Source organism: Microbacterium galbum (assembly GCF_032464915.1).
Taxonomy (GTDB): Bacteria; Actinomycetota; Actinomycetes; order Actinomycetales; family Microbacteriaceae; genus Microbacterium; species Microbacterium galbum.
In genome coordinates, this window is record NZ_JAWDIS010000002.1 from 622,338 (window position 1) to 646,159 (window position 23,822).

Annotated in this window: 27 protein-coding genes and 1 tRNA gene; 13 read left to right on the plus strand and 15 right to left on the minus strand. The window is 71.1% G+C overall.

Annotated features, from left to right (window positions below; genetic code table 11):
* Positions 1 to 41 precede the first annotated feature (41 nt).
* The gene (locus tag RWH45_RS12200) at positions 42 to 263 is read left to right on the plus strand and encodes a hypothetical protein (protein ID WP_315995152.1); all 222 of its coding nucleotides are present in this window, start codon (positions 42 to 44) and stop codon (positions 261 to 263) included.
* 4 nt (positions 264 to 267) lie between these two features.
* On the opposite strand, the gene RWH45_RS12205 is transcribed toward RWH45_RS12200, so the two are convergent.
* Genes RWH45_RS12205 through RWH45_RS12220 form a run of 4 tightly spaced genes read right to left on the minus strand, consistent with a single transcriptional unit; the run spans position 268 to position 4,017 of the window.
* Positions 268 to 1,026: an iron ABC transporter ATP-binding protein gene (locus RWH45_RS12205; protein WP_315995153.1), complete on the minus strand. Its 759-nt coding sequence runs from the start codon at positions 1,024 to 1,026 to the stop codon at positions 268 to 270.
* Positions 1,023 to 2,033 carry an iron chelate uptake ABC transporter family permease subunit gene (locus RWH45_RS12210; RefSeq protein ID WP_315995154.1) on the minus strand — a complete coding sequence of 337 codons (1,011 nt, stop codon included), beginning with the start codon at positions 2,031 to 2,033 and terminating at the stop codon, positions 1,023 to 1,025. Before RWH45_RS12210 ends, RWH45_RS12205 begins: the two co-directional genes overlap by 4 nt.
* Positions 2,026 to 3,000: an ABC transporter permease gene (locus RWH45_RS12215; RefSeq protein ID WP_315995155.1), complete on the minus strand. Its 975-nt coding sequence runs from the start codon at positions 2,998 to 3,000 to the stop codon at positions 2,026 to 2,028. The genes RWH45_RS12210 and RWH45_RS12215 overlap by 8 nt, the downstream gene beginning before the upstream one ends.
* A gap of 39 nt (positions 3,001 to 3,039) precedes the next feature.
* Positions 3,040 to 4,017 (minus strand): siderophore ABC transporter substrate-binding protein, encoded by a 978-nt coding sequence (locus RWH45_RS12220; RefSeq protein ID WP_315995156.1) that lies wholly within the window; start codon positions 4,015 to 4,017, stop codon positions 3,040 to 3,042.
* 81 nt (positions 4,018 to 4,098) lie between these two features.
* Between RWH45_RS12220 and RWH45_RS12225 the strand changes: the two genes are divergently transcribed.
* Positions 4,099 to 4,881, plus strand: coding sequence for a siderophore-interacting protein (locus RWH45_RS12225; RefSeq protein WP_315995157.1), 783 nt, complete (start codon positions 4,099 to 4,101; stop codon positions 4,879 to 4,881).
* 43 nt (positions 4,882 to 4,924) lie between these two features.
* On the opposite strand, the gene RWH45_RS12230 is transcribed toward RWH45_RS12225, so the two are convergent.
* Positions 4,925 to 6,685 (minus strand): S16 family serine protease, encoded by a 1,761-nt coding sequence (locus tag RWH45_RS12230; protein ID WP_315995276.1) that lies wholly within the window; start codon positions 6,683 to 6,685, stop codon positions 4,925 to 4,927.
* A complete protein-coding gene (locus RWH45_RS12235) occupies positions 6,685 to 7,146 on the minus strand; it encodes a GNAT family N-acetyltransferase (protein WP_315995158.1) in 462 nt (153 codons plus the stop codon). The genes RWH45_RS12230 and RWH45_RS12235 overlap by 1 nt, the downstream gene beginning before the upstream one ends.
* Before the next feature lie 89 nt (positions 7,147 to 7,235).
* On the opposite strand from RWH45_RS12235, the gene RWH45_RS12240 reads away from it, so the two are divergent.
* Positions 7,236 to 7,526 carry a DUF4287 domain-containing protein gene (locus RWH45_RS12240; protein WP_315995159.1) on the plus strand — a complete coding sequence of 97 codons (291 nt, stop codon included), beginning with the start codon at positions 7,236 to 7,238 and terminating at the stop codon, positions 7,524 to 7,526.
* On the opposite strand, the gene RWH45_RS12245 is transcribed toward RWH45_RS12240, so the two are convergent.
* On the minus strand, positions 7,523 to 8,137 hold the full coding sequence (locus RWH45_RS12245; RefSeq protein WP_315995160.1) for a MerR family transcriptional regulator: 615 nt from the start codon (positions 8,135 to 8,137) through the stop codon (positions 7,523 to 7,525). The two genes, RWH45_RS12240 and RWH45_RS12245, sit on opposite strands and share 4 nt — an antisense overlap.
* A 70-nt stretch (positions 8,138 to 8,207) precedes the next feature.
* On the opposite strand from RWH45_RS12245, the gene RWH45_RS12250 reads away from it, so the two are divergent.
* Together RWH45_RS12250 and RWH45_RS12255 are read left to right on the plus strand one after the other, a co-directional pair.
* Entirely contained in the window at positions 8,208 to 8,708 is a 501-nt protein-coding gene (locus RWH45_RS12250; protein ID WP_315995161.1) for a DUF4188 domain-containing protein, read from the plus strand.
* A 16-nt stretch (positions 8,709 to 8,724) separates the two neighbouring features.
* Positions 8,725 to 9,585 (plus strand): sulfurtransferase, encoded by an 861-nt coding sequence (locus RWH45_RS12255; protein WP_315995162.1) that lies wholly within the window; start codon positions 8,725 to 8,727, stop codon positions 9,583 to 9,585.
* Between the two features lie 36 nt (positions 9,586 to 9,621).
* Here the strand turns inward: RWH45_RS12255 and RWH45_RS12260 are convergent, their stop codons facing one another.
* A complete protein-coding gene (locus RWH45_RS12260; RefSeq protein ID WP_315995163.1) occupies positions 9,622 to 10,947 on the minus strand; it encodes a flavin monoamine oxidase family protein in 1,326 nt (441 codons plus the stop codon).
* Between the two features lie 109 nt (positions 10,948 to 11,056).
* A complete protein-coding gene (locus RWH45_RS12265) occupies positions 11,057 to 12,511 on the minus strand; it encodes an amino acid permease (protein ID WP_315995164.1) in 1,455 nt (484 codons plus the stop codon).
* 142 nt (positions 12,512 to 12,653) lie between these two features.
* Between RWH45_RS12265 and RWH45_RS12270 the strand changes: the two genes are divergently transcribed.
* The 3 genes from RWH45_RS12270 (at position 12,654) to RWH45_RS12280 (ending at position 15,420) form a co-directional block, all read left to right on the plus strand.
* Positions 12,654 to 13,886 carry a trans-sulfuration enzyme family protein gene (locus RWH45_RS12270; protein WP_315995165.1) on the plus strand — a complete coding sequence of 411 codons (1,233 nt, stop codon included), beginning with the start codon at positions 12,654 to 12,656 and terminating at the stop codon, positions 13,884 to 13,886.
* A 216-nt stretch (positions 13,887 to 14,102) separates the two neighbouring features.
* The gene (locus tag RWH45_RS12275) at positions 14,103 to 14,720 is read left to right on the plus strand and encodes a histidine phosphatase family protein (RefSeq protein WP_315995166.1); all 618 of its coding nucleotides are present in this window, start codon (positions 14,103 to 14,105) and stop codon (positions 14,718 to 14,720) included.
* 274 nt (positions 14,721 to 14,994) lie between these two features.
* Positions 14,995 to 15,420, plus strand: coding sequence for a MarR family winged helix-turn-helix transcriptional regulator (locus tag RWH45_RS12280; RefSeq protein WP_315995167.1), 426 nt, complete (start codon positions 14,995 to 14,997; stop codon positions 15,418 to 15,420).
* Positions 15,421 to 15,438: 18 nt separating this feature from the next.
* Here RWH45_RS12280 and RWH45_RS12285 read toward each other — a convergent pair whose 3' ends face one another.
* Positions 15,439 to 16,935 carry an L-serine ammonia-lyase, iron-sulfur-dependent, subunit alpha gene (locus RWH45_RS12285; RefSeq protein WP_315995168.1) on the minus strand — a complete coding sequence of 499 codons (1,497 nt, stop codon included), beginning with the start codon at positions 16,933 to 16,935 and terminating at the stop codon, positions 15,439 to 15,441.
* A gap of 146 nt (positions 16,936 to 17,081) precedes the next feature.
* Between RWH45_RS12285 and RWH45_RS12290 the strand changes: the two genes are divergently transcribed.
* Positions 17,082 to 17,154: transfer RNA gene (locus RWH45_RS12290), tRNA-Arg, on the plus strand.
* Positions 17,155 to 17,312: 158 nt separating this feature from the next.
* Here RWH45_RS12290 and RWH45_RS12295 read toward each other — a convergent pair.
* The 3 genes from RWH45_RS12295 to RWH45_RS12305 form a co-directional block, all read right to left on the minus strand.
* Entirely contained in the window at positions 17,313 to 17,486 is a 174-nt protein-coding gene (locus tag RWH45_RS12295; RefSeq protein WP_315995169.1) for a hypothetical protein, read from the minus strand.
* 86 nt (positions 17,487 to 17,572) lie between these two features.
* Entirely contained in the window at positions 17,573 to 18,202 is a 630-nt protein-coding gene (locus RWH45_RS12300; RefSeq protein ID WP_315995170.1) for an asparagine synthase, read from the minus strand.
* Positions 18,203 to 18,255: 53 nt separating this feature from the next.
* Complete coding sequence (locus tag RWH45_RS12305) at positions 18,256 to 18,684, minus strand: YdeI/OmpD-associated family protein (RefSeq protein WP_315995171.1); 429 nt, start codon at positions 18,682 to 18,684, stop codon at positions 18,256 to 18,258.
* Between the two features lie 252 nt (positions 18,685 to 18,936).
* Between RWH45_RS12305 and RWH45_RS12310 the strand changes: the two genes are divergently transcribed.
* The 4 genes from RWH45_RS12310 to RWH45_RS12325 all read left to right on the plus strand — a co-directional run bounded on the left by RWH45_RS12310 (position 18,937) and on the right by RWH45_RS12325 (position 21,433).
* Complete coding sequence (locus RWH45_RS12310) at positions 18,937 to 19,347, plus strand: DUF4383 domain-containing protein (protein ID WP_315995172.1); 411 nt, start codon at positions 18,937 to 18,939, stop codon at positions 19,345 to 19,347.
* Between the two features lie 2 nt (positions 19,348 to 19,349).
* Positions 19,350 to 19,874, plus strand: coding sequence for a hypothetical protein (locus RWH45_RS12315; RefSeq protein ID WP_315995173.1), 525 nt, complete (start codon positions 19,350 to 19,352; stop codon positions 19,872 to 19,874).
* A gap of 162 nt (positions 19,875 to 20,036) precedes the next feature.
* Positions 20,037 to 20,879 (plus strand): oxygenase MpaB family protein, encoded by an 843-nt coding sequence (locus RWH45_RS12320; RefSeq protein WP_437127345.1) that lies wholly within the window; start codon positions 20,037 to 20,039, stop codon positions 20,877 to 20,879.
* A complete protein-coding gene (locus tag RWH45_RS12325; protein WP_315995175.1) occupies positions 20,876 to 21,433 on the plus strand; it encodes a DnaJ family domain-containing protein in 558 nt (185 codons plus the stop codon). The genes RWH45_RS12320 and RWH45_RS12325 overlap by 4 nt, the downstream gene beginning before the upstream one ends.
* A gap of 111 nt (positions 21,434 to 21,544) precedes the next feature.
* On the opposite strand, the gene RWH45_RS12330 is transcribed toward RWH45_RS12325, so the two are convergent.
* Together RWH45_RS12330 and RWH45_RS12335 are read right to left on the minus strand one after the other, a co-directional pair.
* Entirely contained in the window at positions 21,545 to 22,375 is an 831-nt protein-coding gene (locus RWH45_RS12330; RefSeq protein WP_315995176.1) for an aldolase/citrate lyase family protein, read from the minus strand.
* On the minus strand, positions 22,372 to 23,820 hold the full coding sequence (locus tag RWH45_RS12335) for a cation:dicarboxylate symporter family transporter (RefSeq protein ID WP_315995177.1): 1,449 nt from the start codon (positions 23,818 to 23,820) through the stop codon (positions 22,372 to 22,374). Before RWH45_RS12335 ends, RWH45_RS12330 begins: the two co-directional genes overlap by 4 nt.
* Positions 23,821 to 23,822 lie beyond the last annotated feature (2 nt).

Here is a 23,822-nt window from a genome sequence, read left to right on the forward strand (position 1 = left end):
ACCACCCGCCCGGGCGAGCACGCGCCGCCTAGTGTGGGCGCATGATGCAATCGGGCACCGGCTGGCCGCGCGGACGTACGTACTGGGTCCTCGGGAGCGTGCTGCTGCTGGGGCTCGGCATCCTCTTCGGACTCGTCTGGCAGAACGTCTGGCTGGGTGTGGTCATCGCCGCCGCCGTATCGGTCGGCTGGCTCATCGCCTACGAGTCGAGTCGGGGCCGCAACGTCGGCGTCAACGACGAGGACAACGGCATCCAGCTCTGACGGCTCACCGGTAGTACACCGCCAGCGGATACGGTCCGTCTCGACGCACGTCGACGGGGGTGCCGAAGACCTCCTCGAGCGTGTCCGGTGTCATGAGCTCTCCCGGGGTGCCGACGTGCACCACCCGCCCCTCCGTGAGAGCGACGATGCGATCGGCGTAGGCCGCCGCGAAGTTGACGTCGTGCACCACGATGACGATCGTCTTGCCGAGTTCGTCGGCCGCGCGGCGGAGCTGTCCCATCATCGCCACGGCGTGCTTCATGTCGAGGTTGTTCAGCGGTTCGTCCAGAAGGATGTAGTCGGTGTCCTGCGCGAGCACCATCGCCACGTACGCCCGCTGGCGCTGCCCGCCCGAGAGCTGATCGAGGTACCTGCCCGACAGCTCGGTGAGGTCGAGGAAGGCGATCGCCTCGTCGATCTTCGCGTGGTCGAGAGCGGTAAGCCGCCCCTGCGAGTGCGGAAAGCGTCCGAAACCGACGAGCTCGCGCACCGTGAGGCGCGTGACGAAGTGGTTCTCCTGCCGCAGGATCGACACGATCTTCGCGAGCGTCCGCCCCGGCGTCGTCATCACGTCGTGGCCGGCGACGGTGACGCGGCCGCTCGTCGCGGTCGTCAGGCGCCCGACGATCGTGAGCAGGGTCGACTTGCCCGCGCCGTTCGGGCCGACGAGCGCCGTGACCCCACCGGCGGGGATGTCGAGGGTCACGGGGCCCAGCACGGTCAGGTCGCCGTAGGTCATCGTGACGTCGGTGAGCGAGATCACAGGCTCCCCTTTCGGAGGAGGTAGACGAGGAAGAAGACGCCGCCGACGAACTCGATGATGATCGAGAGCATCCCGGCGGCGTAGAACACGTGCCGCAGCACGACGTACGCGCCGAGCAGGGTCGCCATGCCGAGCAGCACCGCGAACGGCAGCACCACGCGGTGCTGCGCCGAGCCCGCGAGCTGGTACGCGAGGGTCGCGACGATGAAGCCGAAGAACGTCATCGGCCCGACCATCGTGGTCGACACCGAGATCAGCACGGCCACGAGCACGAGCATCCCGATGACCTCGCGCCGGTAGGCGAGTCCCAGATTGACGGATGCCTCGCGGCCGAGCGCCAGCACGTCGAGGCGATGCCGCGCGCGCCAGACGAGCACGAGCACCACGGCGACGGCGAGGGCGCCCCACGGCAGGTACTCGGCATCCGAGTTGGACAGGTTGCCGAACAACCGGGCCGAGAGGATGTCGAAGTCGCTCGGTGTGAGAAGCCGCTGCATCACGGTGGAGAGCGAACCGAAGCCGACGCCCAGCACCACGCCGACCAGGAGCATGATGTGGAGGTTCCCGCGACGACCGGCGAACAGCCAGCCGTACAGCAACGTCGCGAAGCCCACCATGAGCACGCTCTGCACGACGATCTTGAGCAGGCCATCGGTCGCCGAGAGCGCCGCACTGCCGAAGAAGAACACGAGGGCCGTCTGCATGACGACGTAGAGCGCGTCGAAGCCCATGATCGACGGGGTCAGGATGCGATTCGCCGTCGCGGTGTGGAACAGCACCGTCGCCACCGCCTGACAGCAGGCGACGAGGGCGATGGTCGCGACGCTCACGACGCGGAGGTTCACGGCGAGCCAGAAGGCCCGCGAGCCCGGCTCCCCCGGCACGTTCAAGGTGAGGACCCCGACGGCGGCGACCACCACGACGAGGATCAGGATGCCGAACCGCAGGGCGATCCGCGGGCGTCGGGCCGTGCGCGGCGGGGCGGAGCGGACCAGCACCTCAGCCACGGACGCGCACCCGCAGCAGCAGGGTGATGAACACCGCGGACCCGACGACCCCGAGGATCATCGAGACGGGGACCTCGAACGGCATCCGGATCACCCGCCCGACGATGTCGCACACGACGACGATGGCCACCCCGCCCAGGCATACCCAGGGCAGGTTGGCGCGGGCGTTGTCGCCGCGCCACATCGACACGAGGTTCGGCACGACCAGCCCGAGGAAGGGCAGGAAACCCACCACCACGGTGGTGACGCCCGTGGCGACGGCCACGAGAGCGGTGCCGATGAGCATCACGCGCGTGTGGTCGAGCCCGACCGAGGTCGCGATGTCGCGCCCGAGGCCCGCAACCGTGATGCGGTCCGCGTACAGGAAGACCAGGAGGACGACGATGGCGACGACCCACAGCACCTCGTAGCGTCCGCGCACGATCGAGGTGAAGCTGCCCATGAACCACGTGCCGAGCATCTGCAGCGAGTTGGTCGAGACGGCGAGGTACGTGGTGAAGGCCGACACGACCGCGCCGAGCATGATCCCGATGAGGGGCACGACGAGCGAGGACCGCAGGGAGATCCGGCGCAGGATGCCGATGAAGACCATCGTTCCGACGAACGCGGCGACCGATGCCACGACCATCCGGACGATGAGCGGCGCGGCCGGTGCGAAGAGCACCGTTACGAGCAGACCGAGCGCGGCCCACTCGGAGGTGCCCGTGGTGGAGGGCTCGACGAAACGGTTCTGCGTGAGCAGTTGCATGATGAGGCCGGAGACGGCCATCGCGCAGCCGGCGAGGACGAGGGCGAGGGTGCGGGGCACGCGCGAGATGAAGAACATCTCGGCGCCGAAACCGTCGCCGGCGATGTCGTAGACGCCGACGAAGAGCGACAGGACGACGAGGCCGGCGACGCCCGCGAGAGCCGTCAGCAGGGCGAGGCGACTCCGGAGCGTGGGCGGAGAGGGAGCAGTGACGATCATGAGCGGGGTGGGGGCCCGGCATCCGGACCCCCACCGGGGTCAGGAGGCGAAGGCCTCGGCGGCCGAGCGGTAGAGCTTCGTGTAGGCCTGGATGCCCTCGTCGAGGTAGAAGCTGCCGTCGAGGTACACGATCTGGTTCTTCTGCACCGCGGGGACGTTCTTCAGCGCTTCGGCGTTCTCGACGAGTTCCTTCGCGGAGACGTATCCGTCCTCCCCGAACATCGCGTCGCGGTCGAGCACGAACAGCCACTCCGGGTTCGCGGCGGCGATCGCTTCCACGCTGATGTCGTCGCCGTGCGAGGCGTCCTCGGCCGCGCGGTCGAGGGCGGGGGTCAGGCCCAGCGTCGGGAAGAGGTGTCCGACCCCGCGGCCTTCTCCGGGAGCGGCGTACGAGATCTTCCCCCCGGAGGTGATCAGCCCCATCACCGTCTGCGACGGGTCGTACGCGGCCTTCGCGTCGGCGATGGCGGCATCCAGATCCGCGTTCAGCGTCGCCGCCTCGTCGTTCTTGTCGAAGACCCGGCCGAGGATCGCGGTCTGACGCTTGAGCTCGGACGTGTGCTCCTCGCCGTCGCGCGGGCTCGTCTCGATCGTCGCGGGCTGGATCTCCTTCAACTGGTCGTAGATCTCGCGGAAGCGGTAGCCGCCGACGATGAGATCGGGGTCGGCCGCGAGGATGTTCTCGATGTTCGGCTCGCGGTGCAGGCCCGCGTCGAGCACCTCGTCGCCGCCCGAGAGCGAGGGCCAGAGGTCGTACATGAGCGGCTTGGGGGCCGCGACGAGGGCCACGCCCCACTCGCTGAGCGTCTCGAACGTCGTGTTGTCGAGCGCGACGACCCGCTCCGGCGCCACCGGCACCTCGATCGATCCGTGGTTGTCCTCGACCGTGACGGTGGTCGCTGCGGCGCTCTCGGCGGGCGCGGCTGCTCCCGAGGCGCAGCCGGTGAGGGCGAGCGCGGCAGCGAGCGAAACGATCGCGGCGGGGCGGAGGGCGGTGCGGGACAGGCGAGAACTCATGTGTGTCACTCCGGTGCTGTGTACGGGCGCGAGCGGTGGGAGGACCCCGACCCTCGGAAAAGTTAGGTTAGCCTTAGCTATGTGAATCTGTCGAACTCGCGGTGCGACGCCCGCCTCGAACCCCGCCGACATGACCTCGTCTTCCGTTCGGCGACGCTCGCTGCTCGGACGTTCCTCACGCCGGCATACGTGCGCCTGCGCCTCGAGGGCCGCGATCTGCGGGGTTTCGACTCCCCCGGCGCCGACGATCACGTGCGCGTGTTCTTCTCCGAGGCAGCGGCCACGACGGACGAGATGCGGACGTCACCGAACCGGGAGTACACGCCCGTCGGGTGGGATGCCGAGGCCGGACGACTCGACATCGACGTGGCTCTGCACGGCGACGGGGTCGGCAGCCGATGGGCCGAGACGGCCCCGATCGGCGCACCCGTCGGCGTGGGCGGACCGCGGGGATCGATGGTACTGACGGGCCGACCGGACGCGTGGCTGCTCGCCGGCGACGAGACGGCGGTCCCGGCGATCCGGCGGTTCGCCGAGGCGATGGATGACGAGGCTGTGGGGCGCATCGCCGTCGAGGTCCCTTCCGCCGCCTACGACCTGCCCATCGCCGCACCCACGGGTGTGGAGGTGGTCCAGCTGCACCGCGGAGAACGCCCCGCGGGCTCGGAGCTCACCGATTGGTTGGACGCGCTCGACCTCGAGGAGCGGCCGGACGGCTGCGTCTTCGGCTTCGTCGCCGCCGAGCAGTCGATCGTGCGGGCGGGTCGGGCACTCCTGCTCGACCGATGGACCGGCGACCCTGCAGCGACGATCGTGAAGGGATATTGGAAGCGCGGAACGGCGGAGTATCACGCGCCGCACTGATCCGTCGCCCGCCCTGCGCCGGCACGAACCCGCGGCCGCCCGGTCAGTCGCGCTGCACTCCGCCCGCGAAGGCCAGCACCCGCGCGCGCAGGAACGGCGTCGTGAACACCGCCGAGGCACCCGGGACGGGAGAGGATGCCGCGGCGGACGCCGCATCGGTGAGAGCGCCCCGCAGGAGGGGAAGGGCGGCACCGGTGGCCGTGAGGGCGTCGACCGCCCGGACCGTGTATTCGTCGGCGATCCCGATGCGTTGGGCGACGGCATCCGAGGTGTCGACACCGTCGGGCACCCGCACGGCGGACTGCGCCGACAGCGCCGCGGAGCTGCGCGCGAAGGCGGCGGTCGAGACACCCAGGGCGAGCCACGCTCCTCCCTCGTCGGCCCGCGCGCCCAACGCGTCGCGTGCCGTCTCGAGCGCTGTCGTGCGCAAGCCGTTCAGGTCGTCCGCCGCCAGCGGGCTGTCGCCGCGCCGCGCGTCGTAGGCGTCGGTCGCGGCCACCGCCGCCCGTCGCAGCAGCGATGCGAGACCGTCGAGGTCGGCGTCGGACGCGAGCCCGCCCGCCCCGTCGATGTCGGTGCGCAGTTCCGCGAGGGCCCGTGCGGTCTCTACCGCCGAGGATGCCAGGGCAGCGGAGGTCAGCCCCGCGGCGGAGAGCGAGGGGTCGGCGTCGGCCGCGAGGAACGCCTGCGCCTGCTGGGCGAGCGCGTCGGCCTCGGCCGCCCACCCGATCGCGGCGAGCACCGGATCGGCATCGTCGAGCGACGAGGGTGCCGCTGCCAGTTCACCCAGCAGCGCGTCGGCGTCGGCAACGGCGGCCGTCGCGAGCGTCTGCGCCTCCGTCGATGCAAGCGCGGGCGCCGCAGCCGCGGCGGCGGTGTCGGCGGCGGTCGTCGCGGCGGCCCACGCGCCGCCCGCGTCGTCCTCCGCGAGCAACTGCTCGCCGCGCGCGACCGCCGCCCGCGCCCGGTCGGCGAGGGTGCTTCCGGGCGCGGAGTCGAGCGACGACCGCGCGCGATCCAGCGCATCGTCGACGGCGGTGGCCACGGCATCCGGCACCGCGGGTGCATCCGCCGCCGTGGGCAGGGCCGAGGGCGAGGGGGGAGGCGTCGGGAAGACGGACTCGGGGAGGTCCTCCCCGGTCATGACCGCGTACGCGCTCGCGATGTCGGCGACCTCGGTGATGGTCATCCCCCCGGTCGCGGCGAGCTGATCGAGGTCGACGGCCATGCCCTCGGCATCCACCGCCGTCCGCTGGCCCGCGGGCACGAGGATGGTGTCGATCCCGCCCGCCTCGATCGCTGCCGAGACCTGTTCGGGAAGCCCCGCCACCGGACTCACGGCACCGAGCGGGGTCACCCCGCCCGTGAGCGCGACCCCGGGCTGCACGTCGGCGCCGTAGTACAGCGCGAGCACGCCGACCGCGGTGACCGCCCCCGCCGCGGGGGTGGCGATGCGCGCATCGAAACCGAACGTGTACGCGGTGTCGGGCCGGGCTCCGGTGAGCAGCGTGGCCGCGGTCACGGCCGTCCACGTCGCTGACTGGGTGACCGGGTCGACGCCGCTGACGTCGTTCTCGGTGATGTCGATGCTCAGGTCACCGCCGCCTGCGGAGTCGGCCGTGATGCGCTGGCTGGTCACCCCGCCCTTCTTGCCGCTCGCGTAGAGCACGGGCACGGTCAGCTCCGACCCCGAGAACGACCCGTCGGAGCCCGAGCCGAACCCCAGCGAGAACTTCAGGTCGCATCCCGCCAGAACGAGCACGCAGGCGAGCGCGAGGGCCGCGACCGGCAGCGACCGCCGCATCACGCGGTGCCGACGCTGGGCGCGCGACTCATCGGCACGTGCGGGATGCCGTCCTCCGAGAAGCGCTCGCCCGAGACGACGAAGCCGAACCGGCCGTACCACGGCGCGAGGTGCGCCTGCGCGTCGAGCAGGATCGGGATGCCGGGAGCCTCGGCATCCAGGTGGGACACCGCCGCGCGCATGAGGTCGGCGGCGATGCCGCGGCCACGGGCAGCGGCGGCGGTGGCGACCCGACCGATCCGCGTGTTCGACGGCTCGCGCAGGAGACGGAGCGTCGCGAGCACGTCGTCGCCCTCGCTCGCCCACATCAGCTCGGCGCCCGGCTCGATGTCGCGCCCGTCGATCTCGGGGTAGGCGGCCTCCTGCTCGACGACGAACACGCTGACGCGCATCCAGAGGATGCGGTACAGCGTCAGCGGGGCGATGTCGGCGACGGGCGCCCGGTGCAGGGTGACGGCCATCCTTCGACCGTACCGGGGCGTCGCGCACGGCGCGGACGCGACCGCCTCTTCGATGGACGTGGTCGGGACGGCGACGCTAGCCTCGCGTCATGTCGTTCCAGGCGTACCTCGACAACATCGAGACCAAGACCGGGCTCACCCCTCGTCAGTTCCTCGCCCTCGCCGATGAGCGCGGCTTCGGGCCCGGCACCAAGGCCGGCCCCATCCTGCAGTGGCTGAAGGACGACTACGACCTCGGACGCGGTCATGGGATGGCGCTGGTCCACGTGATCACGAAGGGTCCGAAGATCAGCGACGCGCACGTCGGCCGCCCCGGTCCGCACGGCGACGCGACAGACGAGCTCTGGCTCGACGGCGCCGCGTCGAATCCGCGCGCCTAAGGGGCGCCGGAGCCGAAGCGTCGCGAGGCGGCCACCTGCTCGGCGACGCGACGGAGCGCCAGGATGAGCGGCTCGACGAGCGCCGTGCCCAGCACCACGTAGCGCACGGCGTCCTCGATCGAGGTGTCGGGAGTCGCCGCGAGCTCGGCCTCGGCAAGCGCACCGAGGTGCTCGAGGTAGGCGTCCATGACCGCGTCCGGCACCGTGAACCCCGCTCGATCGAGGGTCGCGAGGGCGTGCGCGACCGCGGCGATCTGCTCGGGGAAACAGTGCTGCGGCGCGCCGCCCATGCGATCCAGCAGCGCGAACGCCGCGGTGAGGTCGAGATCGGTGGAGACCGCGGGCGTCACAGCGGCGTTGGCCGCACCGAGGAGGTCGTAGGGGTTCTCGGGCGGCTCCTCGAGGACCGCGACCACTTTGCGCACGCCCGCGATCCCCACGCCCGCGTCGACGAGGGCGCGGATGACGCCGAGGCGCTGCACGTGCGCGACGCCGTACGAGGCCTGCGTGGGCGAGGAGCGCTCGCCCTCCGGCAGCAGTTTCTCGCGCAGGTAGTACTTGATGGTCGGCACGGGCACGCCGCTCTGCGCCGACAGTTCTGAGATCCGCACGCCGCCCCCTTGACTCGATAGCCCTACTATCCAACACTGGATAGCGACACTATCTAGCGAGGACGAGCCCATGGCATCCATCAATCGGGGTCAAATGACCCACCGCTACGACGGCGAGCTCGTCGTCTTCCACATCGGGATGACCGTCAACAAGTGGTGGCGACCCGACCAGTGGATGCCGCTGATGGGCGACATGCCCCGGATGCTGCGCGAACTCAGCACGGACCCCGACTCGGGGCTGCTCGGCTTCACGATGCTCATCGGCTCGCGCGGGCCGTATCTGGTGCAGTACTGGTCGTCGCTGGAGAAGCTGTACGCGTACGCCTCCGACCCGGAGCACGAGCACCGCCCCGCGTGGACCCGTTTCAACCGACGTGCGCGGAAGACTCCGGGCGCCGTCGGCATCTGGCATGAGACGCACGTCGTCGAGCGCGCCGAGACCATCTACGTTGCGACACCCCCGATGGGGTTGCCGAAGGCCACCGAGATCGTGCCGATCGCGTCCCGCCATGACCGCGCCCGGGCCCGCGTGGCCGACGGTCGGACCCGGGGTCCCGCGGCGATCGACTGAGGGCCAGACTGGGACCATGCCCTCGATCCTCACGACCGCGCCCGACCTCCACGACGCCCTCGCCGCCGGGGCCTTCGCCGACGGCGGGCCCGTCCGGGTGCTCGACGTGCGCTGGCGCCTCGACCGGCCCGACGGGCGTCCCGCCTACCGCGCCGGACACATCCCGGGCGCGCAGTACGTCGACCTCGACCACGATCTGGCCGCCCACGGCGCGCCGACCGAGGGCCGGCATCCTCTTCCTCCCGTCGAGACGCTGCAGGAGGCGGCGCGACGATGGGGAATTGATCAGGGCGACACGGTCGTGGTCTACGACGACCTGAAGAACATGTCGAGCGCTCGCGCGTGGTGGCTCTTGCGGTACGCGGGGGTTGCCGACGTCCGGTTGCTCGACGGGGCGCTGGCGGCCTGGACCGAAGCCGGCTTCGCGACGGAGGAGGGGGATGCCGAAACCCCGACGCCCGGTTCGATCGAGCTCGCGTACGGCTCTCTGCCGGTGCTCGATCTCGATGCCGTCGCCGACTTCGCCGCCGAGGGACTCCTGCTCGACGCGCGCGCCGGCGAGCGCTACCGCGGCGAGGTCGAGCCGATCGACCCCCGCGCGGGACACGTGCCCGGGGCGGTCAGCGCCCCCACGACGGAGAACGTCGGCGACGACGGCCGCTTCCGCTCACGCGAGGAGCTGGGATCGCGTTTCCGCATGCTCGGCGCCGAGGACGGCGTGAGCGTGGGGGTGTATTGCGGGTCGGGGGTGACGGCGGCGCACCAGGCCGTGGCCCTGACGCTCGCGGGATTCGAGCCGCGGCTGTACCCGGGATCGTGGAGCCAGTGGTCGAACCACCCCGAGCTGCCCGTGGCGACGGGACCCGACCCGCGCTGAGCAGGCTCCCGCGACGAGGGACCCCGCGCCGCGGCGTCAGGCCCAGAGGTCGCTGACCGGCACCTCGCGGCCCAGAACGTTCTGCGCGGCGCGGTGCCCGGACAGCATGGCGCCGGGAACCGTCGCCGGGTCGTCTCCCCACGTCGCCTCCCCGGCCAGATGCAGTGTCCCGTCCCCGAGGGGTGCGGCGAGGTCGTCGTGGTCGGCGCCGACCGAGCCCGGCAGCATGTAGGCGTACGAGCCGCGCGAGAACGGGTCGTCCTGCCAGCGGGTCACGATCGCACTCTCGGGCTCGGCCACGGCGTCACCGTACAGGCGCCGCAACTGCGCGAGGGTGGAGGCGACGATCTCGTCGTCGCTCCACTCCCGCGTGGCGACGGCGGCAGGACCCGCCGCGAATGTCAGCAGGGCGGGTTCGTCGTGCAGGCGCCCCAGGTCGTACCAGGAGTGCCACCACTCCCCCTCGTCGCCGAGCTGGCGGATGCCGTAAGCCCCGGCATCCCAGAACCGTTCGGCGAACCGCAGCACGACCTTCTCGAAGGCGTTCATGCGCAGAAGGCCGAGCGCGCGGGCGTGCGCCGCGGGCAGGGCGGGCTCGAGCACGAGACCGCCCGCGTGCAGCACCCCCACCGGCACCGTGACCACGACGTGCCGAGCGCGGAACGTGCCGCGGGCGGTCTCCACCTCGGCTCCCTCCGACGACCACCGCACGCGCGAGACCGCGTGGTCGAGGCGCACGTCGAGCCCCTCGGCGAAGTTCGAGGCGAGCTCGTCGTAGCCCTGCGGGAACACCACCTCGTCGCCGTTGACGGTGTCGTCGTCGAGCCCGTGGGCGCCGAGGCCGTGCATGCCGATCCCGTACTGCTCCTGGGCCCGACGGTCGTTGTACTCCCGCACCCGCTCCGCGCGTTCGGCGTCCCACCTCTGGGCGGCGAGCGCGCGCTCCACGACCTCACCGTAGGTCGCATCGTCGTCGGCCGCGGCGATGACGTCGACCAGGACGGCGTTCAGCGTTCGGATGTCGTCGGCGTACTGCCGCACGGCGTCCGGGGAGAGACGGCGCCCGGCGGCGTCGAAGTACGTCAGCGGACGAGAATCGGGTTGGTATCCGCCGACCGTGAACTCCACCATCGGCATCCCGAACGCGCGGGCCGCCTCGGCGACCGGGCTGTCGTCGATGCCGTGGATCCACGACGCGCCGCGATCGGTGACGTGCCCTCCGCTTCGGTCGGTGAAGACGCGCCCGCCGACGCGGTCGCGCGCTTCGAGCACGACCACCCGATGCCCGTGGCGAGCCAGAAGCCGAGCGGCGGCCAGGCCCGAGATGCCCGCCCCGACGACGAGGGTGTCCACCGTGTCCATGCGTCCTCCGCGTGCTCGTGGTGAAGCGACGGTACTGCGGGGCCGGGCCCGGCGGCATCCGCCACCCCGGCGAGCCGACGCGAAGCGGATGGACAGCGCGTACAGCGCGTCAGTCGAGCGGTGCCTCTTCGTCGCGCCGAACGGGAGTGACGCCCTTGCGCCCGTAGCGCAGCCAGAAGAACAAGTAGCACAAGCCGACGAAGGGGATGCCGAAGTACAGGGCCGCGACCTGATTCTCATCGAACGCGATCGCCACGATCGACGCGGTGAGCAGCACGAAGGCGAGGATGGGCACGAGCGGGTACAGCGGCGTGCGGAACGCGAGGGTGGAGACGTCACCGCCGTCGCGGACGAACTGCCGCCGGTGGAAGAACTGCGCGGCGACGATCGACATCCACACCGCGACCGCCGCGAAGCCGGCGATCGACACGAGCACGAGGTACACGGTCTCGGCGGCGATGACGCTCGAGATGAGCGACACCAGACCGATGGCGAGGCTGACCAGCAGGGCCACCATCGGGATGCCGCGCCGCGTGAGCCGCGTGAAGGCGCGCGGCGCGTAGCCCTCCTCGGCGAGCGAGAACAGCATCCGCGCGCACGAGTAGAGCCCGCTGTTGCCCACCGAGAGCAGCGCCGTGATGACGACGAAATTCATGATGTCGGCCGCGTAGGGCACGCCGACGTACTCGAAGACGTCGACGAACGGGCTCGACGACAGCCCCGCCTGCTCGTAGGGCAGGAGGGCGGCGATGACGACGATCGAGCCGACGAACAGCACGAGCAGACGCAGCACCGTCGAGCGCAGCGCCCGCGGGATGTTGCGGCCCGGATCCTTCGTCTCGCCCGCCGCGACGCCGACGAGCTCGGCGCCGCTGAAGGCGTAGAACACCGCGAGGGAGGTGATGAGCACGCCTCCGAGACCCGCGGGTAGCAGCCCGTCGGGCGTGGCGAAGTTGCTGAGGCCGACCGCCGCGTGCGGCTCCGACGACAGCGGCGTGAAGCCGAAGATCGCCATCGTCCCCAGCACGATGAGCGCGACGATCGCGACGACCTTGATGAGGGCGAACCAGAACTCGGTCTCCCCGAACACGCGCGCCGAGATGGCGTTCAGGGTGAACAGCACGCCGGCGAACACGATGCACCACACCCAGACCTCGACGTTCGGGAACCATCGCTGCATGAGGATGCCGGATGCCGTGAACTCCGACCCGAGCGCCACCACCCAGCACAGCCAGTAGAGCCACGCCGTGGTGAAGCCGGTGGCCGGCCCCATCGTGCGCGCCGCGTAGATGTGGAGCGATCCCGAGACGGGATAGGTCACCGCGAGCTCGCCCAGGCAGACCATGACCAACCACACCACGAAGGCACCCAGCAGGTAGGCCAGCACCGCACCGAGGGGGCCGGCCTGGTGGATCGTGTAACCCGAGCTCAGGAAGAGGCCCGAGCCGATGACACCGCCGAGGGCGATCATGACGAGATGCCGGGCATCCATGGCCCGGCGCAGTCGGCGCGGTGCGCCGGCGGGGCCGGACGTATCGAGGGAGGAATCGAGGGGACGACTCATGGAGTGCTCGCATTCATGATCGAGCCCGGAGCCGTCGAGGCGTCCGGGCGACGCAGTCACAGTAGTCGACGGCGGGCCCCGACGCGCCCTCACTACGCTGGACGGGGCGCGCGAGCCGCGCCGCAGAGCGAGAGGGGCCACGATGACGGCATCCGACGAGGTCGCCCCGAGGGCCGTCGTGCGCCCCGACCGCACCGATGCTCCGACCCTCGGCGAGTCGAGTCTGGCCGTGCACGGCGGCATCGAGCTCGACAGCACGCGGTCGCTGCGCACACCGCTCGTCATGTCGAACTCGTTCGCCCTCCCCGACGACCCCAGCGAGATCAGCTGGTCGGCCACCGCCCCGGGCCTGTACACGCGCAACACCGGCGTCAATCAGCTGGCGCTCGAGCGCAAGCTCTCCGCGCTGGAGCACGGCGAGGACGCCGTCGCGCTGGCATCCGGAGTCGCCGCCCTGCACGCGGTGTTCTTCACCCACGTGCGCGCGGGAGACCACGTGGTCGTGAGCGACGTCGTGTACGAGGCCACCTGGCGCCTGTGGACCGAGCTGCTCCCGGGCCGCTACGGCATCGAGGCGACCTTCGTCGACGTGACCGATCCGGATGCCGTCCGCGCGGCGATCCGGCCCGAGACGCGGCTCGTGTGCGTCGAGGCGATCGCCAACCCCACCACGAAGGTCGCCGACATCGCGCTGCTGGCCGAGATCGCCCACGCAGCCGGGGCTCTGCTGATGGTCGACTCAACCTTCACTCCCCCGCCGTTCTACCGGCCGCTCGACGACGGCGCGGACCTCGTCGTGCATTCGCTGACGAAGTACATCAACGGCCACGGCGACGCGATGGGCGGAGCGGTGATCGGTCGGGCGGAGCTCATCGAACCGATCAAGGCCGACGCGATGGTCGACGTCGGCGGCATCATCTCGCCGTTCAACGCGTGGATGATCACGCGCGGTTCGGTCACGCTCCCCCTGCGCCTGAGGCAGCATTTCGCCTCCGCCCAGCGCGTCGCCGAGCTGCTCGAGGCCGACCCGCGCGTCGCGTTCGTCGCCTATCCCGGGCTCGCCTCGCACCCCCAGCACGATCTCGCCCGCCGGCAGTTCGGCGGTGCCGCCTACGGCGGCATGATGGCCTTCGCGCTCGACGGCGACCCCGACCTGCAGAACAGGTTCGTGTCCGAGCTGCGGCTGATCACCTCGGGCTTCTCGCTCGGACACGACGACAGCCTCATCGTGCACACGTCCGCCGACGGCCCCCGTACCGCGACCTACCCGGAGCCGTTCCGCCGCTACGGCCACCTGCGTCTGTCGGTCGGACTCGAGGATGCCGACGACCTCCTCGCCGATCTGGCGGCGGCTCTCGATGCCGCCGGGCGATGACGATACCTATGAATCGGGAATGTCCCTCGGCATCCTCTTCCGCTCCGTTACCTCACCGTTATAGAGTGCTCGCACGGTAGTTGTTTTGCTGTGGCAGCTATCGACATGTGATTGCAGGACACTCTGGTGCAGGAAAGGGCCGGTCGGGAATCCTCCGACCGGCCCTTCTTCGTGCGGTCGGGCCGGCGGCTCCCCCAGGAGCGGGAGGATGGACGCGTGAAGGATGACGAGCTGACCGAACCCGACGGACGCATCGTGCTGGTGCGACACGGCGAGACCGCGTGGAGCCGCACCGGACGGCACACCGGCCTGACCGACATCCCGCTGACCGAGACCGGCGCCTACAAGGCCGAGCTGGCGGGCACGCTGCTCGCCACCCGACGGTACGACCTGATCCTGTCGAGCCCGCTCCAGCGCGCGGTCGAGACGGCCGCCCGCGCCGGGTACCCCGACGTACGGACCGACGCCCGTCTCGTCGAATGGGACTACGGCGCCTACGAGGGCCTGACCACTCCCGAGATCATGGAACAGCTCGGCCGTCCGTGGACGATCTGGGAGGGAACGCCCGCCGGCGCGACCCCGGGCGAGTCCGTCGCCGACGTCACTGCACGGGCGGAATCGCTCCTCGCGGAGCTGCGCCCTCGGGTGCGGGCCGGTGAGCAGGTCCTGGTGTTCTCGCACGGGCACTTCCTCCGCGCTCTGGCCGGCACCTGGCTGGGCCTGACCGCCGCCGGGGGCCGGTACTTCGTCCTGGGCACCTCCGCCGTGAGCGAGCTGGGCTTCGAGCACGGCTCCGAGGTCATCACGCAGTGGAACCACGTGCGCGGACGCTGATCGCGTCGGGACGGGCCATCCGGGACCCGCAGGATCGTCCCGCCGAATCGGTCACGGAAATATAACGGCGACCTCTTCCCCTCCGTTACCTCACCGTTATAGAGTGCTCGCACGGTAGTTGTTTTGCTGTGGCAGCTACCGACATGTGATTGCAGGACACTCTTGGTGCAGGGACAAGGGCCGGTCGGAAGCCTCTCCGACCGGCCCTTACTCTGTCCACAGCCTCGGCGTCGACGTCGAGTCCGCGGCATCCGGCTCCCTCTACGCTGAAGGCATGACCGATCGCCGCCTCGCCGTGCAGGCCTGGGAGAGCCTCTTCCGCGCTCAGCACGAGGTGTTCGAAGACATCCGCTCGGATTTCGAGGGCGAAGAGCTCACCCAGGCCGAGTACGACGTGCTCCTCACGGTCACGCGCGCGCCGCGCATGACGGCGCGACTGCGCGACGTGACCGGCAACATGCTCATCAGCCAGCCGAGCGTCTCGCGTCTGGTCGAGCGCATGGTCGCGCGAGGCCTGCTCACGAAGTGCGCCGATCCGGAGGACGGCCGAGGGGCGCTGGTCACCGCCACCGAGGAGGGCGCCGTGACGTTCCGCCGCCTCGCCGCCGCGCACGGACGCTCGATCGCCGACCGTATGGCCCGCCTCACCGACGACGAGCTCGCGCAGCTGCGCGCGCTCACCGCGAAGCTGCGCGACTGACCGGCGTCATCGAGCGGATCAGCACTCGATGACGTTGACCGCGAGGCCGCCCTCGCTCGTCTCCTTGTACTTCGTCGACATGTCGATGCCGGTCTGCCGCATGGTCTCGACCACCGCGTCCAACGACACGTAGTGACTGCCGTCGCCGCGCAGGGCCAGGCGGGCCGCGGTGACCGCCGTCGAGGCGGCGATCGCGTTGCGCTCGATGCACGGGATCTGCACGAGACCCCCGACCGGGTCGCACGTGAGGCCGAGATGGTGCTCCATGGCGATCTCGGCGGCGTTCTCGATCTGCCGGTTCGTGCCGCCCATGACCGCCGTCAGCCCTCCCGCCGCCATCGCGCACGCCGATCCGACCTCGGCCTGGCATCCGCCCTCGGCGCCCGAGATCGAGGCATTCGCCTTGAACAGCGAGCCCAACGCGGCGGCCGTCAGCAGGAAACGACGGATGCCGCGCCTCCGGTTCGCCTCGGCGACCTCCTCGTCGTCCCAGTGCGAGACCTCGGAGCGGGTGACGGCGTGACCGTCGTATCCGAGCAACGCGCTGCCCACGAGCTCGCCGTGCGGCGTAACGGCGTTGCCGACACCGAGCCCCGAGTCCGCGAGGAACCGCCACCAGTACATCGCCACCGCCGGCAGGATTCCCGCTGCGCCGTTGGTGGGCGCCGTGACCACCCGCCCGCCCGCGGCGTTCTCCTCGTTCACCGCGAGCGCGAAGGCCCCGAGCCACTCCCCCGGGAGCTCGCGGTGCCCGTCGGCCTCGATGGCATCCAGCTGTTCGCGCATCACGGCGGCGCGGCGCTTCACCTTCAGGATGCCGGGAAGCACGCCGTCGTTGCGCAGACCGGCGTCGACGCAGGCCGCCATCGCATCCCAGATGCGGTCGAGGCCCGCGGCGATCTCCTCGTCGGAGCGCAGTGCCTCTTCGTTCAGACGCGCCGCCTCGGCGATCGTGATGCCGCGCTCGTCGCACAGGGCGAGGAGCGTCGCGGCGTCGTCGAAGGCGAGCGGCATCGGTGCGGCCGCCACCGGGGCGGGTTCGCCCTCACGGCGGATGAAGCCGCCGCCGATCGAGTAGAACGTCTCCTCCATGAGCACGCCGCCGTCGCGGTCGCGCGCGATGAGGGTCATGGCGTTGGGATGACCGGGAAGCCGCGTGCGCGGCTCGAGGGCGATGTCCGTCTTCGCGAAGGGGATCTCGTGCGTGCCGGCGAGCGCCAGCGGGCGCCCGTCCGGCCAGTCCGACCACGCGCGGCGGACGGCATCCGGGTCCACGGTCTCGGGCTCGAGGCCCTGCAGACCCGCGACGACGGCGTCGGGGGTGCCGTGACCGATGCCGGTCGCGCCCAGCGAGCCGTAGAGGGCGCAGGAGACGGATGCCACCCGCTCCAGGGCTCCGCTGCCCTGCAGTCGTGCGGCGAAGGAGAACGCGGCCCTCATGGGGCCGACGGTGTGGGAGCTCGAGGGTCCGATCCCGATGGAGAACAGCTCGAACGCGGAGGTGTATGCGCTCATCCCGCCAGCGTACGTCGCCGACTCGACACCTGCCGGTCATCACCGCGCCACGCCCGGGATGCACGTGGTTCGGGGCCGATTAGACGTCTCCCGGGGTCCCGGCTATGCTTGACCACGGCCTGCGCGCCGTTTCGCGCGGAGGCCCTGCGCCCGTAGCTCAATGGATAGAGCATCTGACTACGGATCAGAAGGTTAGGGGTTCGAGTCCCTTCGGGCGCACACTGTGTTGAGACAGTGACAAGCCCCGGCTGAGAAGAAATTCTGAGCCGGGGCTTTTTCCGTTTCCCACGCAGGTCGTCGACGAGTGCGCGCGTCGGCTTCGGCGCGTGCCGGCCGTGCCGACCGTGCCCCGGGCGCGGATGCCGCGCTGCGAGACGTCAGGCCGAGGCGCCGCCCCGGTGGGCGGCGTCCGTGGCGGCCGAGTTCAGCTGCAGGATCGCGATCGCTTCCCGCAGGGAGCCCAGCGGCGCCTCGATGTCGTCGTAGTGGTGCACGAAGCCGTTCGCGTCGCGCGCGCTCACCGAGACCAGGGCGTATCCGGGTCGTGCCACCCGTGCCGTGCGTCCGAACCGCCGTTGCGCCATGGCATCCCTCTCGCTCGCCGCCGAGGCTACCCCTCCGCTCCTGTCGCGAGAGGTCAGCGCGCGGGGGACTTCTTCTTCTTGTCGCTCTTGGCGCTCTTGTCGGGCGCAGCGACGTCGTCGTCCACGGCCGCGGGCCGCTCTTTCGCCCGGCGCTTCGCCTGCGAGGCGAGACGGGCGAGGTCGACCATGCGCAGGGCGTCCATGCGCGCCTTGCGCATCTGGGCGTACTCGGGGTCGGCGTCGGCGGTCATCCCCTCGACGTCCAGCCGCTGGCGGAGGTTGGCCTCGACGTCGCCCCACGCGGCGATGCGGGCGTCGGCGACGAGGGTCTTCACGCGATCGGGGTCGTCGGCGAGAGCGCGCAGTTCCTTCGCGACCCCGCGCGACTGCTTCGCACGGCGGCGGAGGTTGCGGGTGTCGCGGTCGCGGTAGTCGTGGGTGCCCGAGGAGTCGGAGAAGCGCCCCCACGCGCGCTTGCGCTGGTGCGTCACCCGCTCGGCCGCCTGGTCCTGCTCGTCGGCGAGGGAGCGGAGGGTGTCGCGGGCGAAGTCCGCGAACACCTCGTTGTCGAACTGCCCGCCGCGGGCGATCGTGTCGACCAGGATGCGATTGCGCACGGTCAAACGCGCCGCGGCCGTCGCGATCGACAGCCCTTCGGCGATGGCCTCCTTCGTGCGCCCCACGGGACCTCCCCTCCCAGGCTATCGTCCGGGGCGGACGGCGCAGCGCTCAGCGGTCAGGACAGCTTCGACACGATGGCCGCGACGCGACGAGCGCGCGTGTCGGCAGCCTTCGCCGACTCCACGTTGGTCACATGCGCCTTGCGCGCGCTGGGGGCGAGGGCGTCGAACGCGGGCCGGACCCCGGCTTCCGCGAGCGCCGTCGCGAGATCGTCGGGAACCTCTGTCGTGCGGGGCGCCGTGTCGAGGGTCAGCTCGACGGTGATGGCATCCCCACCCGAAAGGCCCGTCGCCTTGCGCTTGTCGGCGGAGAACGGGATGAGCGAGCGACCGCCCATCGCACCGATCGTGCTCGAGAAGACGTACCCGTCGACGTCGACCGTCACGGCGGCGCGCTTGCCGCCGCCGAGGGCCTCGATGACCTCCGGGGGCACCTCGATGCCGGTGTTGTTTCCCATCTGCGACAGTGTCGTCTCGAAGCGCATGAGGGGAGTGTGACAGAAACGCAGCTAGGTGAACACTGCGGGAATTGCAATCCCCATCATCGGTGTGGGGGCGCGACCTATGGTCGACTCTGTTGCGGAGGGCCTCGGAGAGTACTCGGGGGCCTTCTGTCGTATCCGGGGTTCTACCCGATCGTCGCCCCGGAATGCAAAGCCCAATCCGATCGGCGCATTGTCTCCGAAGATGGTGGAGAGCGACCGGACGGTCGCTGCCAACAATCTGGGAGGTTCATCATGAGCTCGTCACCCAACCGCATCGTGGCCACCGTCTTCGGCGCTGTCTACCTGCTCGTCGGTCTGCTCGGCTTCGCCGTCACGGGCGGCGTCGGATTCATCGCGACCGAGGGCGGGCTTCTGCTCGGTATCTTCGCGGTCAACCCGCTGCACAACATCGCGCACCTCCTCATCGGTGCCGCGCTGCTGATCGCCGGTCTCGCGAACGCCCGCGCCGCGAAGGGCGTCAACACCACCGTCGGAGCCGTCTACCTGCTCCTCGGTATCGTCGGCTTCTTCCTCGTCGGCACGGCCGCCAACATCCTCGCGCTGAACACGGCCGACCACTTCCTGCACCTCGCCAGCGCGGTCGTGCTGCTGGGTGTCGGCCTCGGCACCGAGCGCAACGTCCCCCGCACCGCGGCGGTCTGAACATGAACGCCGCGACCTTCGTGCGGTCGTGGCCCTCCGTATCCGCGTGGGGGGCCGGCCTCATCACCGCTGCCCTCGGCGCGGGTGCGATCGTCCGTTCCGATTCCGGGGCCCTCGCAACGGGCCTCGGGATCGGGATGGTGATCCTCGGTCTCGCCTCCCTCGTCTGGGGGGCCGCGACCCTGTCGACGGGACGCCTCGTCGTCCCGCGCCTCGCCCTCGCGGGCGCCCTGTCGGCGATCGCCCTCTCCACCGCCCTGATGTTCGTCGCCTCGGCGCACACCAGCATCATCGGCGTCGCGGCGGGCTCGGTGCTGCTCGTCGTCGTGGGTGCGACCTCGGCCATCCATCTGCGTCGACGCGGCCAGCGCGCGACGCGCACCGCCCAGCCGATGAGCGTCACGGGACTGCTCGTCGCCGCGGCCGTGATCGCCGTTCTCGTCACCCCTGCCCTCGGCGCGACGCAGGATGCCGTCCTGCTCCGCGATGACGGCACCGTGCCGGTCGTCACGCACGACGGACACTGACCGCCCTTCCGGGAAGCATCGACGTCGAACTCTTCCCGAGCCCACCCGCTCAGACGGTGGCACGCTGGAACGGTGACCGACGCGACCTTCCCCTCCGTCCCCGGCTGGATCGCGAGCCTGCGCGGCAAGATCCTCGTCGCTCTGGCGGGGGACCCGACCGGCATGGCGCCGTACGTCCGCGCGATCGCCGACGGCGACGACACCGGGTACTTCGTGGAGAACGGCCCCGCGTGGACGGTGCATGCGGGAATGGGCACGCTCGTCGCCGGCATCCGGGCCCTCCTTCTCCAAGCGTTGCACCCGGGTGCGCTCGCGGGCGTGCACGACTGGTCGCGCTACCGCGAGGATCCCATCGGCCGGCTGACCGGCACGGTGCGCTGGGTCATCACCCTGACCTACGGCTCGCGGACGCAGGCGGATGCCGAGACCCGGCGCGTCGGCAGGTTCCACCAGCGTGTGAAAGGCGAGTACCGCGCCGGTGACGGCAGTGAGCGGGCCTACACCGCCGAAGCGGCCGACCTGGTGCGGTGGGTGCACCTGGCCTTCACCGACGCCTTCCTCGCCGGACACGAGGTGTCGAAGAAGCCCATCCCCGGCGGACCCGACGCCTACGTCGCCGACTGGGCGACCGCGGGTCGGCTGATGCGGGTGGTCGACCCTCCCCGCACGCGCGCGGCGTTGCGCGCCGAGATCGACGGGTTCTGGGAGCGCGGGGAACTCCGCGGCGACGAGAGGGTCGCCGCGGTGGTGCGCTTCCTGCGCAAGCCGCCGTTCCCCGGCTTGATGGGCCTGTCGTATCGCGTGCTGTTCGCCGCCGCCGTCGCCACGATCCCGCGGAGGTATCGCAAGATGCTCGGCGTGCGACGATGGCCGCTGCCGGTGCTGGCGCTGACGCGGTTCGTCCTGCGCGTCACCGAGCGCGCTCTCGGCTCCGGCCCGCGGGCGCAGGACATGGCCCGGCAGCGCCTCGCCCGGTTGGAGCGTGACGGTCGGGAGGCCGCGTGAGCGACGACGCCCGCCAGGCCGCTGAGCGCTACCGGCTCGACCGCGAGCTGCGCGACGCCGGACTCGAGCCGGCACCCGCGGAGCCGACCGGCCCCGCGCGCGGGTCGACGGCCGCCGAACGCGCGGCGTTCGTCGAGACGTCGATCCAGCAGGCGATCCGGCGCGGCGAGTTCGACGACCTCCCCGGAGCGGGCAAGCCCCTGGACCTCGGATCCTCGCACGATCCCGACTGGTGGATCCGCCGCAAGATCGAGACCGAGCAGCTGACGGGCCTCGGGCCTCCGGCGCTGACGCTGCGCGTCGAGCACGCGGAGATGGACGAACGCCTGGATGCCATCGCGCGCGAGCCCGACGTGCGCGAGGCGGTCGAGGATTTCAACCGGCGCGTGATCGAGGCGCGCCGCCAACTGCAGGGCGGGCCCCCGGTCGTGACGCCCACGGTGGACGTGGATGCCGTCGTGGCAGCCTGGAACGATCGACGTCGCACGCGCGAGGAGGCGGCCGCCGTGGCCGCTCCCCCACCGCGGCGCCGATGGTTCCGGCGCGGACGGTGACGTCGCGGTCCCTCCCACAGGCTCAGGGACCTGGAACGGCGCGAGGACCGGCGGCGAGAGGTGGCTGAGCCCGCCGAAGCCACCGGGGGCGGCGGCACGGACCGCCGCTGATCAGAGGGCGGCGAGAGCCTCGGCGCGGGCGACCAGGGCCCGCGCGCGAGCGAGGGTCGGTGCGTACGAGCCGTCGACCGGACCGTCGGGAGTGGTCGACAGCAGCGACCGGGCCGCCTCCACCTCGACGGGCGCGGGTGTGAAGCCGGCGTGGGCGCCGGGGATCGCGGCATCCTGGAGCGCGAGCGTGCCGGTGAAACCCATCGCGGCGGCATGGCGTGCCGCGTCGTGCGCCTGATCGATCGGACCGCACGGACCGTCGATAGGGCCCGCGATGCCCGCAGCCGCCGACGCGACGACGAGCTGCGCACGCGGCCACGACAGCGCGATGCGCTCGGCCGACATGCCGGTGTCGCGGCGGAAGTCGCCGGTGCCGAACGCCAGGCGGCGGGTCGCGGGGTGCGCGGCGATCGCCGGGGCTTCCAGCAGCGCGGCCGCCGATTCGACCATCGCGACGATCGGGGTGCCCGCCGGCAGGGAGGCGGCGACGTGCGCGACATCGGCCGGGCCCGCGCACATGGCGAGGACCACGCCGGCGAGGCGGGCGTCGAGCTCGCGACCGAGCGCCAGGTCGGCCTGGCCGTCGCGGGTCCCGGCGGCGCTAATGCGCAGCCAGACCGGAGCCTCCGCGGCGGCGCGACGGGCCCGATCGCGCCCCTCCGCCTTGCGGGCGGCGGGCAGGCCGTCCTCCAGATCGAGGACGAGCACGTCGGCGTCGGTCTCGAGATCGCCCGCGAGCGGCGAGCGCAGCATCCACGTGCGCGCCAGCTCGACGCGCGCAGGGGCGGAGGCGGCCGAAGCCGCCCCCGCCGAGGTGTGCGCAAGACTCACGAACGGCTCCGTGCGGCCGCCTCCGCCTCCGCCTGTGCGCGGAAGGCGTTGAGCGCCTGGGTGTCGACGGCCGCGGGGCCGGCGCCGACCTCGGTCGACGCCTGCTCCTTGGCATCCGCCGCCGGCGTCGCCGAGTGGTCGTGGCCGGTGAGGAGGGTCTCGTCGAAGGGGATCTGCCCCGCGAGCACCTCGCGCACCCGCTGTCCGTCGTACTGCTTCGTCCAGGCGCCGATGAGGAGGGTCGCGACGGCGTTGCCGGTGAAGTTGGTGACCGCGCGGGCCTCCGACATGAAGCGGTCGATGCCGACGATGACGCCGACGCCGTTGACGAGATCGGGACGGTAGGCCGACAGGCCGCCCGCGAGGGTCGCGAGGCCCGCACCGGTGACACCGGCCGCACCCTTGGAGGCGATGATCATGAAGATCAGCAGACCGATCTGCTCGGGGATCGACATCGGCGCGCCCATCGCGGTGGCGATGAACAGCGAGGCCATCGTCAGGTAGATCGCGGTGCCGTCGAGGTTGAACGAGTACCCGGTCGGGACGGTGATACCGACCACGGGCTTCGAGACGCCGAGGTGCTCCATCTTCGCGATGAGGCGGGGCAGCGCGGCCTCGGACGACGAGGTGCCGACGATGAGGAGGTACTCGCGGCCCAGGTACTTCATGAGAGAGAAGATGTTGACCCGCGTGACGGCGTAGAGCAGTCCGCCGAGGACGATCGCGATGAACAGGAAGCACGTGAGGTAGAACGAGCCCATCAGGATGCCGAGGCTGACGACGGCGCCGAAGCCGGTCTTGCCCACCACCGCGGCGATGGCACCGAACGCGCCGATGGGAGCCAGCCACAGGATCATGCCGAGGATGCGGAACACGAGCACCTGGAAGTTGCGGATGCCCTCGACCATGCGGGCCCCGCGCTCGCCCATGCCCTGCAGGGCGAAGCCGCAGAGGAGGGCGATGAAGAGCACCTGGAGGATGCTGCCGCCGGTGAACGCCGAGAAGAACGTCGTCGGGATGATGCCCAGGATGAAGTCCTGCGTGGTGGTGGCCTCGGGGACGGCGTCGTACGCCGCGCTGCCGATGTTGAGGCCCTCGCCGGGGTGGATGATGTTGCCGACGAGCAGGCCGATGCCGAGGGCGAAGGTCGACATCACGAGGAAATAGCCCAGCGCGAGGCCGCCGATCTTGCCGACCGTCGAGGCCTTCGCGATCGAGCCGATGCCGACCACGATCGTGCAGAAGATGACCGGGGCGATCATCATCTTGATGAGGTTGACGAAGCCCTTGCCGACCGGCTCGAGGCCGACGGCGAACTGCGGGGCGACGAGGCCGACGATCACGCCCGCTACGACGGCGACGATGACGGCGATGTAGAGCCAGTGGTTGCGATCGATCTTCTTACGCGGTCGACCGTCGCGAGTGGTGCGGAGTGAGAGAGCCATCA